Here is a 17152-nt window from a genome sequence, read left to right on the forward strand (position 1 = left end):
TCTCAACATCTTTCTCAATAGTGCCGATAATTCCACCTTTTATAACTTCAGTATAGGAAAGCTGTTTTTGGGTTCATTTCTCTTCTTAATATTTTCCACAACTATATTTGCTAAAAATCCTAAGATGGCAGAAACAACCGCAATAATAATTCCGTTACCCAGTTCGTTGGAACTAGGTAAAGATTGACTTGTTTTACTGGTTGCTTGACTAACAACCTGCGCGTAAGAGGACAGGGATAAAACTTGGGAAATAAAACAAAATGTGAAAATGCTTGCTGTAAAAAAAAATGCAAACCTAATGTTTTTGCTCATAATTCAGTAGTGTAGTCGTTTTGTAAATGAAGCAATAAATCGTTCGGATTGTCCATAAATTATAGAAAGCCAGGAAGAAGTCAAATACAGCCACCCATAACTTTGAAACATTGTATTAACATATAAACCAAAGCGGTCTAACATTAAATTATACTGTAAGTGCGGTATAATACCTACTGTTGTTGAACAGTACCGTAAATCACTGATATATATCAAGCCCTTTCTACTCCTCCTCAAAATCTCCTTTTCTCAATTCTGCGATCGCATCATCCGAGTCAAACACCTGAGTCACCACCGGAAAAAGAGTTATATTTACTACAGCCAATGGGATAAGTTATGACTCAAGCCTTAACCAAACCGATAACCTTTGATGAATTTATTACTTGGTATCCAGAGAATACGGGACAACGCTATGAATTACATGATGGGGAAATTGTAGAAAAGCCTAAGCCAACTGGCAAACATTCAAAAATAGCTGGGTTTATCTCTGGCAAGCTATTTATAGAAATTGAACGCTTGCAACTGCCTTACTTTATTCCAAAAGAATGCGTCATCAAGCCAGCACAAGAGTCAGGATATGAGCCAGATGTAATTATTTTAGATGGGCAAAAAGTTGATAGGGTAGAACCTCGATGGGAGAGGGAATCTATCATTACATTAGGAACATCTATTCCATTAGTTGTAGAGATTGTTTCCACCAATTGGGAAGATGACTACGCCAGAAAATTGGAAGATTACGAGTTGCTGGGTATACAAGAATATTGGATTGCGGATTATTTGGCATTGGGTGGTAGAAAATTTATCGGCAATCCCAAACAACCAACTTTCTCTGTTTATTCATTACTTAATGGGGAGTATCAGGTTAGCCAATTTAGAGGTGATGACAGAATAATATCACCAACTTTCCCAGAATTGAGTTTAACGGCCAGACAAATTTTTCAAGCGGGTGAACTCAAGCCTCAGAATGAATTTTGAGTCTAATAGCACTCATTCGCCTAAAGACGACTAAAAAAATTCCTAGTCCGTTTTAACGGACTTTAGTTATTAGCCTTGAACTTGAGTTCAGGGCGGGTTAAATCTACAACTAAATCGTCATACCAGCCTGAAAAATCTCTTCAGCAGTCAAACTCAACCCTGGCAAAGTTGGTGATATTATCTGGTCATTACCCTTAAACTGACTAACTTGGTATTCACCCTCAATAAAAGAATAAATTGATATAGTTGGCTGTTTGGGATTACCGATGAAGCGCCTACCACCCAATGCCAAATAATCAACAATCCAATATTCAGGAATACCTATTTCCTCATAGTCATTCACCTTGGTTAAGTAATCAGTTCTCCAGTTGGTGCTGACAACCTCAACTACCAAAGGAACTGAAGCCGCTTGGCTAACTGTAGATCCTTTCTTCCAAAACGGTTCGTTAACCAAGTTGGAGCGATTTAATAGCAGAATATCCGGTGAATAGGCGGAGTCTGCTTCAGGGGGTTTAACAAATGCAGTCTTAGGAATCAAATAAGGAAGCTTTAGCCGTTTATATTCTGTGACTAGTTCTTCAACTAAAAATCCAACAATCTCCTCATGATCTCCTACTGGCGGCGTCATTTCAACTATTACCCCATTGTGAAGTTCGTAGCGTACCCCTGTCTCAGGATACCAATCTATAAATTCTTCAAAGGTTACTGGTTTTGTTAAGGCTTGAACCATAATTCACCTCTCTCGGTGGCTGCTATTATTGTAAGTCCTTTCCATTAGGTGCTGTTTGAGTTCTGGCAGTATACAGCAAATTGCAGGTAAATGAGGTACAGATATAAATAATAAAACTCTTGTAGGGTAGGCAGCGTTCGACTGAGCGCTCACGCCGAAGTCTTGCCTGCCCTTCTGTATCTCACTCAGATGAAATCTGCTGTATCATCTCTTCTGCCAATGACTGAACAATCAGCCACTCAGAATGTTGTTAACGCTAACTGTCCAGAATTTTCGATTGCTACTCAATTAAGGGGTTATAGATATCCTCAGAACTGGGATTGAGGTAGGGACGCTGCACATCAATTAAGTGCTGTGCAAAATGTTGATCAATAGTCCGCATCCGTTCTTCAAGAGCATTCTTACCTTTTTGCCAAGCTTCCAACAAAGCATTAGCAACAATTTGGCAACGGTTCATGCCAAAAGTTTCCTCAGTGGCAAATTTTTGGCTTGGTTCCTCAGCTAAACTCAGTCCTGGGGCTAAAAACTTGGTAAATAAGGGGATTTCTGGCTGAAAATGAGATTGATGCTCTAGATAAACAACCTGAAGGATTTTGCGGATAGCTGGATAGTCGTGACGTTCAAAGTGGAGAATCCCTGCGTCGTAGCGTCCATAAGCAGCGGGATTGTAGAGAACCTGAAAGCTGAAAGGAATAGCAGCAGCGTTTAGGAGCAGTGTTAAGCTATCCATGAGTGCGATCGCACCAGATGAAGTGACATTAAAGTAAATTCGCCCTACTCCCAAATCACCATCTGGATTTCCCAAACGTTCCTGTCCAATATTGCTAACAGCCACGTAACAGCCATTGTGCAGTCGATTTTTAGGCATCCAAATTGCAATCAACTCACCCACCTTGGCCGATTTTTTTCTAGATTTGAGATAGCACTCTGGCTCAACATACAATGTCAAATCGCCTTTAGTTACAGCCATACTACCATCAGGTTCTAGCCGCAATACCTGCCAATTAGGATCATAATAACCTACGCCGTGATTGCCATTGTGAAGTTGTTCGTAAAAACCACCATCAATCCCCAAGCTGGAGTTATTATCTAAGCTTTGGTGTGGCGAATAATTAGACTGGTCACCATTTACAGCCAAAGTCGTTTGTAAGGAACCATTGTAATAGATTCCATAAAGAAAATTTCGCAGTAATAGCGTCAGATATTTTTGTTGTAAAGCTGCCGAATTTTGCTGAAATCTGTCTGCCACTTTAGTTGGCAGGGCAAAAGGTTGATAATTGGGATGATAGATACAAAAGTTTGATTCAATCTGGATATTACTGGCAATATCGGACAAAGAATTCAGTAGTTGATTGGTAGGATAATCTAGCATTAATCAATTCACAAATCAATATTCAGAATTAGAAAAGCACTGGCCGATAAAGATCATGGCTGTTTTATAGACTGTTTGCTAAAATCAATATTTCTAATTTAAACTCACAATTATTTATCAAAAGTTTAAATTTCTGCATATTAACAACCGCGCAGGCGAGTTTTATCGTAATAAATGCGAAGCAATTTTTGCTCTTTTTCAGGCTGAGACAGTTGGTGCAATTTGACTACAGTTTGGATAATTTCTGACTCGGATATTCCAAAAATAGTCAATAAGGCTTGCTCAGGCATAGTCAGTAGACTTTTGGCAACTTTGAGCATACAAATCTCGCAATTATCAAAATATTTACGGCTCTTAATTCTGTCTTGAATTTGATGAATTAGTGCCAACCCTGCAAACTGGACAACGCGCAAAATAAAATCTTGGCGATACTCTAAAATCATGGGGAAAGCATCAAGATAAGCCTGAATCAAAGCCACTATTGAAGGTTGAATAACCTCTAGCGGAGTCACCGCCAGACACAGAGATTCTTCTAACTCGATGGTGGGGTCTACAATCAAACTCGAAAGCCAAATTCTTAAATAGCTTGCCAGTAGAGTTCCCAAATCAAAAGCTGGATCTCCCCAACCACAAGCTTCCCAATTAATCAGTCGCACCAAGCAATTATCTAGCTGCTCCCACCGGGAATGAACCAAAATATTATTCAACTTCAAGTCGTTGTGAGTTAAGCAGCAAGGTTTCCATTCATAGGACAAGTCTGCAATTGCTGATTCCAAATCCTCACAGCGTTGATAGAAAGCATAGAATTCCAGTGCATCGGTGGGAACCATGCCATAAATTTCTGGACTAATTGAGCCTATCCCCTGGGCCGGGTTGTAAAAGCTATAGCGAAACTGTCCTTGGGGAGCAGTTGCCATGAAATCACGATACTCTCGGACTTGGAAAGTGGCACGATGCAATCCCGCCAATGTAGTGCCAATGGCAGCAGCAATCGAATCTGGGAAAGTATCGTTGTTTTGATGAAACCGCCCCAGTTCTAGATATTCAGTCAGGTAACTGCTGACAAGGATGGAATTTTCCTCATCAAAATGTAGCACTAATGATGCGATCGCAGAAATATTGCCGAGAACTGGAAACTGCTGCAACAATTGGTGAAACAGCCACTCATTCAAAAACTCATGAGGAGTTCCATCATTGTTAACATTACGTTCTTGTTTAACCAGCAGTTTACGATTGCCTGCCAAAGTCACCAGTAAATTGATATTTTTATTACCGCTTTCTGGCAACTCAGATTCGTATGATGCGCCATCTTCTGAGCTACACAGACCCACATCTTGCAGATACTGGATAACATTGTGAGAAGACAGTGATAATAACATGTATTATTTCCTAGTTCCTTAAATTGCTGAGAGAATCACCTATCTCAGGATTAACTTAGCCTTAGCAGTTTTCGGTAGATACCAACAAAAGTGCGAATATCAATAATGATTGGTACTATCTACTAATATCTCATTTCCACTAGAAAAACCTGCCAAAATGGCAAGATAGCTTTGAATATTCTTTTAATATTTGTTGAAGACAAAATAAAGTCTTTACACCCTTGAGAATAGTAACTCTGGTATAAGTCCCGTCCTGTAATTCATCTTGTTGATGCATTTCCATCTTCAGTTTTATCGAGAATCAACATTACTAGCAACGTTGTTTACTCTCTCCGCGGTCATTGATTAATTTAGGACGTTTGCTTCTCCTGATATAATTGGAGAAAATATAGTACCCAGAAAAATTATGTCATCCTGATACCAGATCCGAACCAAAGAGATACTTTGCTCAACTAAGCATGACATTCAACATTTATATCTTTATTTATCATCACAAAGCCAATAAAACCGGATATTTTAGGCGGGTAGTGCCGAATTTTTCGGCTAGTCGTCGGATTCTGATTATTGATGCCTAAAACCCTCAGTATCAACACACTGTTGTCATCACCACCTTTAAACCTTCTTCCCCAAGGTAATATAAATGTACTATTTTAATTACCTAAAGCAGAGAGAGTTATGCTTTTTCAAAAAAATAGGAGGAGACTACCTTGAGACTACAATTTGATTTACCATCGCTGCCAGTGCCAGCATAACCAAAACAATCATCAATCCCCCAGGCATAAATTTGCGTGTTTTAGCCAGCCTAAGCGTAAAGAAAACTACTAAAACAGCAGTAACAAAACCTGCTAAGATCAAAGCCCAGGTTTGTCCTTGGAATTGCAAGTAAGCAGCAAAAATTAGTAATAAACCGCTAATACTACCACTCAGTAACGAAACTTTGCTAGTAGCCTTTATGTAGCCAATGATGCCGCTAATCAGAACAATATGCCGTAGCCAAGGGTGGCAATTATACCTAAATTCATTGTTAAAACCTATGTAGATTTTGTTTTTACTGCCAGTGTCGGCAGACAATTTACCATAGCTGAGTAGCTCTCATCACCCAGTTGATTGATGGATAATCAAGCGATGCATACAGGAAGTACTTCGTCTTACACAAAGGTTCAATTCCTCCAGCGCCAAGCAGCGTCACTCTTACTGTACCAATCTGTCCTCGAAAGCGAAGTAGGAAGTACATTCCTTGACCTATTACAAGCTATACGTTACACTAACGCCGATGCAAGGGGTTGCCTCCAAGCCTACGGCAGTTATTTTCAAGCTTTGGCTGCGAGAAATCAAAACTGGGAGGAATATTTAATTACTCAAATACTGATTTCTGACAATCCCTTTAGCCGGCTTGCTCAACAGCGAGAATTTACCAATTTGCCCCCAGCTTTAGTAGCAGCAGCACAGCATGATTTACAAGTATTGCAGAGTCTCTATGAATGTAGCAGTGCTTCTTTGAGCGAGTGGGTACAAGACGTAGCCTATCTACCCATTTCACCCGTAGTCTGGTATCAGGAACCAGAAGCGGTAGGAGTAGAGAAGGGATTAGTTGCATCTCTACAACAGTTGGAAAACTGGGCTGATGCTGTAGAAGATTTAGCAGCTTATTACCGCCAGTTTGGCACAGGTATATTTGCAGAATATTGCGCTTTACGCTGGCAATCTGGACATTTTATTGGTATTAAGTATCCCGATCCAGTCAAGCTAAATGTACTCGTAGGTTATGAATCTCAACAAGATGCTTTGTTAAAGAATACAGCATTTTTATTATCAGGGGAAGCAGCACTACATGTATTACTTTACGGTAGTCGCGGTTCTGGTAAGTCTTCTTTAGTCAAAGCTTTGTTAAATGAGTATAGCGATCAAAACCTACGCTTGATAGAAGTGGCAAAATCAGAATTGCAAGACTTACCAAAAATTGTCGAGCAGTTGCGGGGAGTACCCCAGAAATTTATCATTTTTGTCGATGACCTTTCCTTTGAAGCAGATGATGATGCTTTTAAATCACTCAAAGTAGTTTTAGAAGGTAATTTAACCGCACGACCGCAAAATGTAGTCATCTATGCCACTTCTAATCGCCGACATTTGATTCGGGAGTTTTTTGCCGATCGCCCTGCTCCCCAGAATAACGATGAAATCCATGCTTGGGATACAATGCAACAAAAGCTTTCTTTTAGCGATCGATTTGGTCTGACCTTAACATTTGAACCAGCAGATCAGAAAACTTATTTAAAAATTGTCCAGCATCTAGCAGCACAAGCAGACATTAATCTTACCCAAGAAGATTTAGAATATCAAGCTTTACAGTGGGCAACTCGCCATAATGGTCGTTCTGGTAGAACAGCACGGCAGTTTATTGATTACTTGAAAGCCGACTTAGTCCTGTTTGGTGCCAATAACAATATATCTGAAACCTCATCATGAAATAAATTTGCTGGTGAATTCAATTTTTTATTAAAAATAGACTATGTTATACACACTAACTTAGAATCGTACTTTCAAAAGCAAAAATGTGAGGATTAATGGCCTTAAAGACTACTTATTCTGACAACTTTACTACGCTAAAAACCAGTAATATGCAATCAGCAATAGTAAGTAATCGATTGATTCTCGGCATAGCTGCCTTTAGTGTGAGTTTTGGTTTGAGTCTCGTCCCCAACTGGGATTTTACTAAAGCCTTTCTCACAGGTATAATTACCGTATTAGCTACCTACGCAGCTGCATTATTTGTTGATAAGCGACGCAGAAATTATGAAATGCTAGTTTTAGGCTCACTCAGCAAGCGAATTAAAGAGCTTGAGGGATTGAAATCTCGGATTTTTAGAGAAATTAACCAAATAGAACAGCATAATAATTTATTATATGCTGAGTCAAAGCAACTGCAAAATCAAATAGCAGAATGTCGTAACCAAAGAGATAGCCTCCATCGCGAGTTAAGCAATTTTTCTGGACAAAAAAAGCAGTTTGACTCAGAAATTAACAGCCTAAAAACTGAAGTCAATAGCCTGGGAAAAAATAAAGCAGAACTGAGTAATTCTGTTTCTATCCTCACATCTGAAAAACGCCGATTAGAATTAAATTGTCATACATCTCGCTCGGAAATTACTCAGTTGCAAATGCAAATTGATGAACTCCAGCAGGAGAAACAAGAAGTCGAAAGCAATTTAACTCTGCTAGGCAGACTCAAACCCCAACTAGAGGAAAAACTTTATGAACTGCGAATTGAAATTCAAGATCTAGAAACCGAGACAATTAAGCAAAACCAATTACTCACAGCTACAAAAGCTGAAAAAGAAAGTATAGAAACCACCCTAAATTTAATACATACTCAAATAGCGGGACAACAAGCTGAACTCAAGCAAATACAAGGGCAAGTTGGATTATTACAAGATGAACGCGACCTCTTACAAAGCCAGGTTTGGGAGTTACTCCAACAAATGGAAACACTCAATCCAGAAGAGTTACTTGACGCTGCACAGGAAGATAATATTGAGTTGTTTCCTTTCGCTGAATTACTTGAAACCTTAGAACCAATAAATACTCAAGTCGATACATCTAAAAATTTACCTGAAGAATGGACTAATTTTTTAGAAAACCTACCAGGCTATGAATTACAGATATTAAAAGCTATAGTCGAGCAAGAAAATCCTAAAGCTACCATTAAACAGATTGCCGAAGCAAATATCACAATGCCGAATCTATTAATTGATGGTATTAATGAACGAGCAAATAATACTATTGGCGAATTAATAATTGAGACAGGGGCGGAAATTCCAGAAGTTTATCAAGAGCATATAAACAACGTCAAAAAAATGATTGCAATGTATGATGACCTGATGGATAGATATGCCACACCAAATTAAATTATACTGAGCCGCTGTCGGATAATTAGTCAGGGTAGATTCCTTACTTACTGGCTGCCTGGTTCGGCGTTAAAAATTAAGTGAAGTGAACTACATGGCAAAACTTAAAATCTCGAAAAAAGTCTCTACTGCTTTAATTAATTCCCTTGGTGCGGGAGTAGTCCCCAGAGTCGGAGTTGAACATATAGCCGTAGGTCGTGAAAAAGAACTCCAAAGCTTATTACAAAATCTCAACGATATCGCCGAAGGTGTTGCGGCATTTCGTTTTATAATTGGCAACTACGGTTCCGGCAAAAGCTTCATGCTGCAAATGATTCGTAACCGTGCTATAGAGCAAGGTTTTGTAGTCACCGATACTGATTTATCCTCTGAGCGCCGTTTAGCAGGAACCAACAATGAAGGTTTAGCGACCTATAGAGAATTGATGAGTCGCCTCGCCACAAAAACTCGTCCTGATGGCGGTGCTTTAGTTTCAATTTTGGAAGGATGGATTAATAAAATCCAGCAAGAAGTGGCTAAAGATAGTGGAATGCGCCCCAATGATGAAGGTTTTGATAACCAAGTGGAAACAAAAATTAGGGAAGTAGTTCAGTATATTGAAGACTTAGTTCATGGATTTGATTTTGGCAGCATTGTTATCGCTTATTGGCGTGGCTACCGCTTGGATGATGATGAATTAAAAAATGCGGCTCTGCGTTGGTTACGGGGAGAATTTAATACTAAAACTGAAGCAAAATCAGCTTTGGGTGTACGTGTGATTATTGATGATGATAGTTGGTATGATTACATCAAATTATGGGCTAAGTTTGTGGCGGAAATTGGCTATAAAGGACTTTTAGTTTTAGTTGATGAAGCAGTAAATTTATATCAAATATCCACTACAGTAACTCGTGAGAAAAACTATAACAGACTTCTAACAATGTTCAACGACACCATGCAATGTAAAGCAGAAAATCTTGGCATTTTAATTGGTGGCACAACCAAGTTTTTAGAAGACCCAAATCGGGGACTTTTTGCCGACCAAGCTTGGCGCAGACGGACAAAAGAAAGCCGTTTTGTTGCCCAGGCTGGTGTCCAAGAATATTTAGGGCCAGTAATTCGTCTCAACCCATTAACCGAAACGGAAATCCTCACACTTTTGCAGCGCTTAACAGAAATTCATGCGCTCAATTTTGGGTATGAAAAGACTTTAACAAATCGTGAGTTAAAAGAATTTGTGCAAGAAATTATTAATCGCTTAGGTGCAGAAGCTTTACTGACGCCAGGAGAAATTATCCGAGATTTTATTAGTGTGTTAAATGTTCTCTATCAAAACCCAGAAGTTAAGTTTACAGAATTAATTCACGGGTCTAATTTTAAAGCTACTGCTGCGGGTCAAGATGCTAATTCAGGTGAAGATGACACAGCAGATTTTTGTCTGTGATTAACAATTTTTTAGTCTAATATTTATTCTTTACTATAACCAGTCTAGTTCAATTTATTTTATAACTTTGCTATTTGCTCTTATACCAACCTTGCTTAAGGTAACCATAAGCATGAGTCTCAGTGTTTTTTCTGGGATACTTCTTCGATACTCTGGGCAAAACTGTAAGCTAAAATCAAAAATTTGTATGAGCAATAGTACTTTTTCAAGACTCGCACCTTTCATTCAAGAATATATTTATCATCATGAGTGGACTGAATTACGACCTGTACAAATCGCCGCTTGTGAAGTTATATTTGACACTAATGCTCATTTATTAGTTACCGCTGCCACCGCTGCGGGGAAAACGGAAGCGGCGTTTTTGCCAGTTTTAACTTTATTACACAAAAAACCTGCCACCACCATAGGCGTATTATATATTAGTCCAATTAAAGCTTTAATTAATGACCAATTTGAGCGCCTGAATAACTTGTTAAAAGCAGCAGATATCCCCGTTTATCACTGGCACGGCGATGTGGCTCAAAATCGAAAAAACAAGCTTTTGAAAAATCCCCAGGGTATTCTACAAATTACGCCAGAATCTCTGGAAAGTTTGTTAATTAACAAAAATAATGACCTAATTCGCTTATTTGGTGATTTACAGTTTATCATCATTGATGAAATTCATGCCTTTATGGGTTCGGAACGCGGATGCCAAATAATTTGCCAATTACAGCGGTTAGCAAATTTGACGCAAAAACAACCTCGTCGTATTGGTTTATCTGCGACTCTCGGTGATTACTCAATGGCTGAAGATTGGTTGCGTTCTGGAACAGTTGAGCCAGTGATTACTCCAAAAATTGATGGGATAAAACGTCAAATTAAACTGGCTGTAGAACATTTTTATAATGAAGTTGATGAATCAGAGATAACAGTTTACGAACAATATATTTTTAATCTCACTAAATCTCGTAAATGCCTCATTTTTGCAAATAATCGCACGCAAACTGAGTCTATAATTGCTTCTTTGCGCCAAATCGCGGACAAACAAGCACTCCCAGATATATATCACGTGCATCATGGCAGTATATCTGCTAGTTTGCGGCAAGCTGCGGAAGATGCGATGCGTGAACCTAACAATCTGGCTGTTACTGCTGCTACTCTGACTCTAGAATTAGGTATAGATATCGGTCATTTAGAGCGAGTTATTCAGTTAGAATCACCTCTGTCTGTAGCCAGTTTTCTACAACGTTTGGGACGTAGTGGGAGAAGAGGTGAAGCTGCGGATATGCGCTTTGTATGTGCTGAAGATAAACCATTATCAGAAGCGTCTTTACCGGAACAAATTCCCTGGCAACTTTTGCAGTGTATTGCTATTATCCAACTTTATTTAGAGGAGCGTTGGCTGGAACCGATAAGGCCGATCAAATATCCTTTGAGTTTGCTTTATCACCAAACAATGAGCATTTTAGCTGCAACGGGGGAACTTTCGCCGACTGCTCTCGCTAAACAAGTTCTAAATCTACCACCATTTGCTGCTATTTCTCAAGCAGATTTCCTGCTATTGCTACGCTATTTAATTGATATTAATCATATTGAAAAAACTGAAGAAGGTAAATTGATTATCGGGTTGTCAGGGGAAAAGGTGGTGAGCAAGTTTCAGTTTTATGCTGTGTTTGCTGATAGCCAGGAATATGTTGTGAAGCAAGGTACAGTGGAAATTGGTAGTATTATTACGCCGCCTGTTGTTGGTAACCAATTTGCTTTGGCTGGCAGAAGTTGGGAAGTTTTAGAAGTTGACTTCAAAAAAAAGTCTGTTTCTGTGAAGCAAGTTGAGGGGAAGGCTAGTATTTATTGGCGTGGTGGTAGCGGCACTATCCACACAAGGATTTTGCAACGGATGCGGCAGGTTTTACTTGAAGATACAGAGTATAGCTATTTGCAAAAAAATGCTCTACAACGTTTGCAGACGGTTCGTCAACTGGTGCGAAAGGCTGGATTAGATAAACAAAATATCCTGCTATTATCTAAGGGTAAATGTTGCATCTTTCCCTGGATGGGTACTGTTGCTTACCGCACTTTAGAAAGATTGCTCAATTGCTGCTGTCGGGAATCTTTAGAAATCATCAGCATTGGTGGTGCAAATCCATATTATTTGACCATAAAATTAGGTAAAGATAAGTTTCAATATCTTTACCCAGAAATTATTGCTTTATGTGAGCAAAGAATTACTCCTGAAGATTTAGTTAGTGATGCAGAAGCTCCAGAAATGCAAAAATATGATAAATTTATTCCCCACGCACTTTTACGGAAAGCCTATGCTAGCGATTATTTAGATTTGGCAGAAATGAAACAACAAGTTGCTTTTTGGTAGAGTGATTAAGTAGCCTGGCGCAATTAAATATAAAACCTCGCTTCCATTCCTTTCGCCACCTCTGCCTAACCCTCCCCTGCTCTCTTGAGGGAACATATGGACTCCCCCCAGGAAGGGGGAACTTGGGGCGTGGGGAGAGGCTTTGACTCCCCCGAACCTGCAACAAAAGTTTATCTGCTTCCCTCTCCTCTTAGGAGAGGGTTAGGGAGAGGTTGTTGGGGGCTGGGGGTTAGGTCTATCTTAGATTTTTTAACGCCCACCTACTTAAGCCAAACTTAAATAAATGGCATCTCAATCTCTCAATTTTACCCAATAGCGGAAATTAGCCCATTTTTATGCGCCTGCTGCTTCATAAAATTCAGTTTTACCTGGAGCAAGAGCGATTAAGAGAAAGTTAAAAGTTATTTAACGGAAACTTAAAGAATTGCGGATGTATTTTTATTTTGTAATGGTAGGAAAATAAGAAATTATCTTAAGTCTAAAATAATTAGAAAAGCCTCTAGAAAAAATCCACAGAAATGTAATAAATTTATGGGTAGCTGCATAAATACTGAACCGAGGGTTGATAAATAAGCATGAAACCCAGGTTTAGTAGATATCATTCGGCCATACCTCAATAAAATCTGAAGTATAAAATGTTAAATTTCAATCAGGGAATATATACAGAGAAAAAGGCTCTTGTGATTGGGGGAAGTATTGCTGGACTGCTAGCGGCTCAGGTACTGACCAAGCACTTTGACCATGTAACAATTGTAGAACGCGATCGCCTTTTTCAAGAACCAGAACAGCGCCAGGGTTTACCCCAAGCACATCATTTGCACGTGCTACTTCTGCGGGGTAAGCAAATTCTGGAGCAGCTATTTCCTGGGATAGAGGCTGAATTAGCAGAGTCAGGTGCACCAGCTATGGATTGGACAGCAGACGGTGCCTGGTTGGGTCTTAGCGGTTGGGCACCCCGTTTTCGTTCTGATTTGATTACCCACACCTGTAGCCGAAATCTGTTGGAGAGGACAATCCGCCGTCGCTTGGCTGCTAATAAGCGTGTTGCATTTGTCGAAGGAGGACAGGTTACTAGCTTACTGTCTAACGAAGATAAAACTAAGATGACGGGTGTGTGCGTGCGTGTGGACAAAGAAGTAGTAACAGAAATTTTTGCTGATTTAGTCGTAGATGCTAGTGGGCGAAATTCGCGATCGCCTCAATGGTTGCAAGCAATGGGCTATGAGCCGCCCCAGGAGACAATTATCAACTCTTTTTTGGGCTACGCTAGCCGCTGCTATGAACTGGCTGCTGAGAAGCAAGTTGACTGGAATAGTGTCTATGTAACAGTACAAGCACCAGGCACTCGTGGCAGTGCCATGTCTAAAATTGAAGGTAATCGCTGGATGGTGATCTTAATGGGTGTAGCTCGTGATTATCCACCAACTAACGAGGCTGAATTTCTCAACTTTGCCCGGAGTTTGCGATCGCCTATTATCTACGAAACCATCAAAGACGCCAAACCCCTTTCCCCTGTCTACGCCTATAAGCGCACAGAAAATTGTCTCCGTCATTATGAAAAGCTTTCTCGATTACCAGAAGGCTTGGCGGTATTAGGTGATGCCGTCTGTGCCTTTAATCCTGTCTATGGTCAAGGCATGACTACTGCTGCTTTAGGTGCTTTGACTCTGGATGAGTGTTTAAGCAAGCAACGATTTCAGCACCCAGACGGTAATTTAATTGGTCTATCCCGACACTTTCAAAAACAACTCCACAAGGTAATTACTGTACCTTGGTTGATCACAACATGTGAAGATTTCCGTTGGTCTACTACCGAAGGCGGAAAACCCAGTTTGATGACCAAAATTATGCAGCGATATCTGAAGCAAGTGCTGGTTCTGCAAGCCACGAGTCCTCAAATCCATCAGGTTTTCTTAGAAGTAATGCACATGATTAAGCCACCCAGCGCCTTATTCCACCCTAGTATTCTGATGCAGGTAGTCAAGCAGGTATTCAAATTCCAGCGCCCAGAGCGAGATTTTAGCAATAGACAAGGTTTTCCAAATCCGCTGTCTGTTGCTGAGTAAATTTTCAGCCGTTCTCAGTGTGCGTAATGGTGCAGCCAAGCGATCGCTATTCAACCTTTCTCCTTCAGCTTTAGCTTGGGCTGCTTCCTCTGGTAAAAACAGCAAATTTCCCTTTTCCACTGTTTTACTTTTTGGCAGATTGTCTCTTTTGTGGTGTCAGACGATATGGTGCAACTTTCCCCAAGTTTAAGATTAGTACATATATAACCCAAGTTGCGGGTAATAGAATGCAGATGAGGATAAGGGAAGCATAGGCATAGTAAATGAGGGGTTGTACTAACCACAACCGCCATGAAATGCAATAAGAAATATTCAACCAAGTTCAAGAGAAAGTTACAAATGCAACTTATTCAATAAAAGCTTGTTGCAGAGTGTAGGCAAAAATAAAAGCTTGGATTTTAAGTAAAAATCCTTGATATGTTACCGCATGAATCGATTTTGGAAAAAACCTTGTGATGCCGCTAAATACAGTTTCAATGTAATGACGAATAGACTGTTTAATGTATTGATTCCACGGTGCATCTTGGCGTTTAGAGTTCTTCTTTCGCATGACTTGTATCTCTATATGACTAGTTTTAACTAAGTCATCTTCAACAGTGTAATCAAGATAGGCAGAATCGGCGCGGCAGTCGCTTCAAGCCGGGGAACCCGTCCAACGCGCTGCCTTGTAAACTTGACTCCCAGGTAGTAAATTCAGCGGTAAAGCAGTTAATCCCCGTATATCTGTTGCACTAGCCGGCATGAACACAAATTCAACAGGAATACCAGTTTTGGTAGTTAATAACTGTACTCTTACTCCATAAAAATAGCGTTTCTTGGATGCGATATAACCTCGATATTCTTCTGATTGAATTAACTTCGCATTAAAGATGCGAATGTTATCACATATGGGTACAGGAAAGGAGTCTAAAAGATACTCTGTATTTTCACTAATTTGTTTTAGTGCTGTTCCCACTTGATGAAATAAATCGTTAATTAACATTGAGACATGATGTAATCGCCGATTAAATCGTGATTTTTCTAACATCTGCGGTATCAAGTTATGGTCTTTCATATAGCTGCAAGCCCCACTATGATTACCACTGAAGAACATAGCCGCGATGATTGCCGTTGTGATAATTTCTGCATCACTCATTTCACGGCGCATATCTTCACGATGTCCAATCGTCTTTAATAGGTCATCCACGATAGCATAGATAGTAACTATTTCATTTAACATATCTCCCTCCTAATTTTCTAGCTGGATGGATTTTCTTGTTTCTGTAGCCCTATGTCATCTCCCTTGGAGAGTAACTAGCAACTTGGGTTATATATTAACTTAGGGATGAGAACGGGGTGCAAACTAATTGACTTCAGCATCTTCTTTTTCCCTGAGAATTCCTATACCAGCTTCTGTTTCAATGTAATCAGCTAAGTTAATAAAGTCCTCTCGCGGATGGCATCTTCCACCTATGAGATTAAATGCTAATTCACTGCGCGGATTGTCAGGGCTTTCGAGGATATGCATACCCCAATAATAAAGTTGATCACTGCTACGAATACATACTTTCTGTGGATCTATACAATGAAATTTATTATCTGTTTTGCTAATTTGCTTATAAGCATCAAAAAAAGTCTTTTTAAGAAGCTCCATGCGTTTGGTAGCTTTAGGATCTTTAAAGTTGTTGACTAAGACAAACAGATGTGCACTGTTATTGATCCGACGTATCTTTTCAACAGTATCTTGGATTACTTTTCCATGCTTATTAATACCGAGTGGATTTAAAGTAGTTGGTATAATGCAGTAGTCGAATTGCTTAATTAGCTCTTTGGGATTTCTTTCTAGTGCAGGTGAGCAATCACAAATTACTATCTTACAATCACGGGCAGCATCCTCATGCCAGTCACTACCATCAAATACTTGGATAGTTGTGCCAACTCCTTTAGGATTGGGAACAAAAACACCATCGCCTACTAGCTTTTGCAGATTTTGTTCCGGATCTAGATCCACAAGCGCTACATTAAACCCTTGGAGGGCAAATGCTCCCGCCAGATGGGCAGAAACAGTTGTTTTCCCAACTCCACCTTTACAAGTAAAAACTCCAAAATAAATCTTTCCTTTCTTTGGTGGTTTAGGCGGGGGTAAATCTTCATTCTTACCTAACCAAATAATCTTATTTTCAGATGCAACTCCACAATGTATTTGAGCATCTTGTCCCCAGGATTTTATTAGGGCGCGTGCTGGTCCACCATAACCTTGTGTTGTTACAAAAAAACCACAATTAAATTGTCTACCTTCATTCGTTTCTAAAAAATCAACAAATTTTGAAATTTGGGGTTTCTGAACATTAGCTTTTAGCCATTTCACCTGGACTACTCCAAGTATCTCGCCTTTTTTAACAACTAAATCATAACCAACTTGGTTTTGTTTAGGAGTTTCAACGCCCCAACCACCCCTATGAAAAATTCTGGCTACGTGCTGCTCGAATTCCCTAAAATCCATGTACTGTGACTCCAAATACGACTGCATAAACAGCTTTAAGTTTTTTGGCTCAGAGTTATATATGAAATTTAGTATATTATATAACAGCAAATTTGTCTAAGATAGGTTAATCTTTATATGTAATTTCGACCACTGCTTAGAAAATATCAAAAGCT

At 39.6% G+C, this 17152-nt stretch carries 12 protein-coding genes and 1 pseudogene; 7 read left to right on the forward strand and 6 right to left on the reverse strand.

Annotation, left to right across the window (positions count from 1 at the left end; all coding sequences use genetic code 11):
• Positions 1-648: 648 nt before the first annotated feature.
• The gene (locus CYLST_RS27495) at positions 649-1287 is read left to right on the forward strand and encodes a Uma2 family endonuclease (RefSeq protein WP_015211012.1); all 639 of its coding nucleotides are present in this window, start codon (positions 649-651) and stop codon (positions 1285-1287) included.
• A 109-nt stretch (positions 1288-1396) separates the two neighbouring features.
• Here CYLST_RS27495 and CYLST_RS27500 read toward each other — a convergent pair whose 3' ends face one another.
• From CYLST_RS27500 to CYLST_RS27515, 4 genes are all read right to left on the reverse strand, one after another.
• The gene (locus CYLST_RS27500; protein WP_015211013.1) at positions 1397-2017 is read right to left on the reverse strand and encodes a Uma2 family endonuclease; all 621 of its coding nucleotides are present in this window, start codon (positions 2015-2017) and stop codon (positions 1397-1399) included.
• Between the two features lie 280 nt (positions 2018-2297).
• Positions 2298-3389, reverse strand: coding sequence for a T3SS effector HopA1 family protein (locus tag CYLST_RS27505; RefSeq protein WP_015211014.1), 1092 nt, complete (start codon positions 3387-3389; stop codon positions 2298-2300).
• A gap of 140 nt (positions 3390-3529) precedes the next feature.
• On the reverse strand, positions 3530-4768 hold the full coding sequence (locus CYLST_RS27510; protein WP_015211015.1) for a phosphotransferase family protein: 1239 nt from the start codon (positions 4766-4768) through the stop codon (positions 3530-3532).
• A gap of 702 nt (positions 4769-5470) precedes the next feature.
• The gene (locus tag CYLST_RS27515; protein ID WP_342663859.1) at positions 5471-5839 is read right to left on the reverse strand and encodes a TMEM14 family protein; all 369 of its coding nucleotides are present in this window, start codon (positions 5837-5839) and stop codon (positions 5471-5473) included.
• A gap of 39 nt (positions 5840-5878) precedes the next feature.
• Here CYLST_RS27515 and CYLST_RS27520 point away from each other — a divergent pair, with 39 nt between their 5' ends.
• The 6 genes from CYLST_RS27520 (at position 5879) to CYLST_RS34900 (ending at position 14705) form a co-directional block, all read left to right on the forward strand.
• Positions 5879-7234, forward strand: a complete 1356-nt coding sequence (locus tag CYLST_RS27520; RefSeq protein ID WP_041233302.1) for an ATP-binding protein — start codon at positions 5879-5881, stop codon at positions 7232-7234.
• A 152-nt stretch (positions 7235-7386) separates the two neighbouring features.
• A complete protein-coding gene (locus tag CYLST_RS27525) occupies positions 7387-8673 on the forward strand; it encodes a tellurite resistance TerB C-terminal domain-containing protein (RefSeq protein ID WP_041233958.1) in 1287 nt (428 codons plus the stop codon).
• A gap of 94 nt (positions 8674-8767) precedes the next feature.
• Entirely contained in the window at positions 8768-10096 is a 1329-nt protein-coding gene (locus CYLST_RS27530; protein WP_015211018.1) for an ATP-binding protein, read from the forward strand.
• Positions 10097-10283: 187 nt separating this feature from the next.
• The gene (locus CYLST_RS27535) at positions 10284-12449 is read left to right on the forward strand and encodes a DEAD/DEAH box helicase (protein WP_015211019.1); all 2166 of its coding nucleotides are present in this window, start codon (positions 10284-10286) and stop codon (positions 12447-12449) included.
• 635 nt (positions 12450-13084) lie between these two features.
• Entirely contained in the window at positions 13085-14515 is a 1431-nt protein-coding gene (locus CYLST_RS27540) for an FAD-dependent oxidoreductase (RefSeq protein WP_015211021.1), read from the forward strand.
• Complete coding sequence (locus CYLST_RS34900) at positions 14505-14705, forward strand: hypothetical protein (RefSeq protein WP_157162647.1); 201 nt, start codon at positions 14505-14507, stop codon at positions 14703-14705. The genes CYLST_RS27540 and CYLST_RS34900 overlap by 11 nt, the downstream gene beginning before the upstream one ends.
• Before the next feature lie 156 nt (positions 14706-14861).
• Here the strand turns inward: CYLST_RS34900 and CYLST_RS27545 are convergent.
• Both CYLST_RS27545 and CYLST_RS27550 read right to left on the reverse strand, forming a co-directional pair.
• Positions 14862-15734, reverse strand: a pseudogene (locus tag CYLST_RS27545) (IS982 family transposase).
• Positions 15735-15857: 123 nt separating this feature from the next.
• Positions 15858-16997: a nucleotide-binding protein gene (locus tag CYLST_RS27550; protein ID WP_015211023.1), complete on the reverse strand. Its 1140-nt coding sequence runs from the start codon at positions 16995-16997 to the stop codon at positions 15858-15860.
• Positions 16998-17152 lie beyond the last annotated feature (155 nt).

Source organism: Cylindrospermum stagnale PCC 7417 (assembly GCF_000317535.1).
GTDB lineage: Bacteria > Cyanobacteriota > Cyanobacteriia > Cyanobacteriales > Nostocaceae > Cylindrospermum > Cylindrospermum stagnale.

Excerpts from the sequence above, each read along its gene's own strand:
- CYLST_RS27510 (WP_015211015.1), bottom strand. The coding sequence starts at position 4,768 with ATGTTATTATCACTGTCTTCTCACAATGTTATCCAGTATCTGCAAGAT.
- CYLST_RS27550 (WP_015211023.1), bottom strand. The coding sequence starts at position 16,997 with ATGGATTTTAGGGAATTCGAGCAGCACGTAGCCAGAATTTTTCATAGG.
- CYLST_RS27525 (WP_041233958.1), top strand. The coding sequence starts at position 7,387 with ATGCAATCAGCAATAGTAAGTAATCGATTGATTCTCGGCATAGCTGCC.
- CYLST_RS27495 (WP_015211012.1), top strand. The coding sequence starts at position 649 with ATGACTCAAGCCTTAACCAAACCGATAACCTTTGATGAATTTATTACT.
- CYLST_RS27540 (WP_015211021.1), top strand. The coding sequence starts at position 13,085 with ATGTTAAATTTCAATCAGGGAATATATACAGAGAAAAAGGCTCTTGTG.
- CYLST_RS27535 (WP_015211019.1), top strand. The coding sequence starts at position 10,284 with ATGAGCAATAGTACTTTTTCAAGACTCGCACCTTTCATTCAAGAATAT.
- CYLST_RS27505 (WP_015211014.1), bottom strand. The coding sequence starts at position 3,389 with ATGCTAGATTATCCTACCAATCAACTACTGAATTCTTTGTCCGATATT.
- CYLST_RS27520 (WP_041233302.1), top strand. The coding sequence starts at position 5,879 with ATGGATAATCAAGCGATGCATACAGGAAGTACTTCGTCTTACACAAAG.
- CYLST_RS27500 (WP_015211013.1), bottom strand. The coding sequence starts at position 2,017 with ATGGTTCAAGCCTTAACAAAACCAGTAACCTTTGAAGAATTTATAGAT.
- CYLST_RS27530 (WP_015211018.1), top strand. The coding sequence starts at position 8,768 with ATGGCAAAACTTAAAATCTCGAAAAAAGTCTCTACTGCTTTAATTAAT.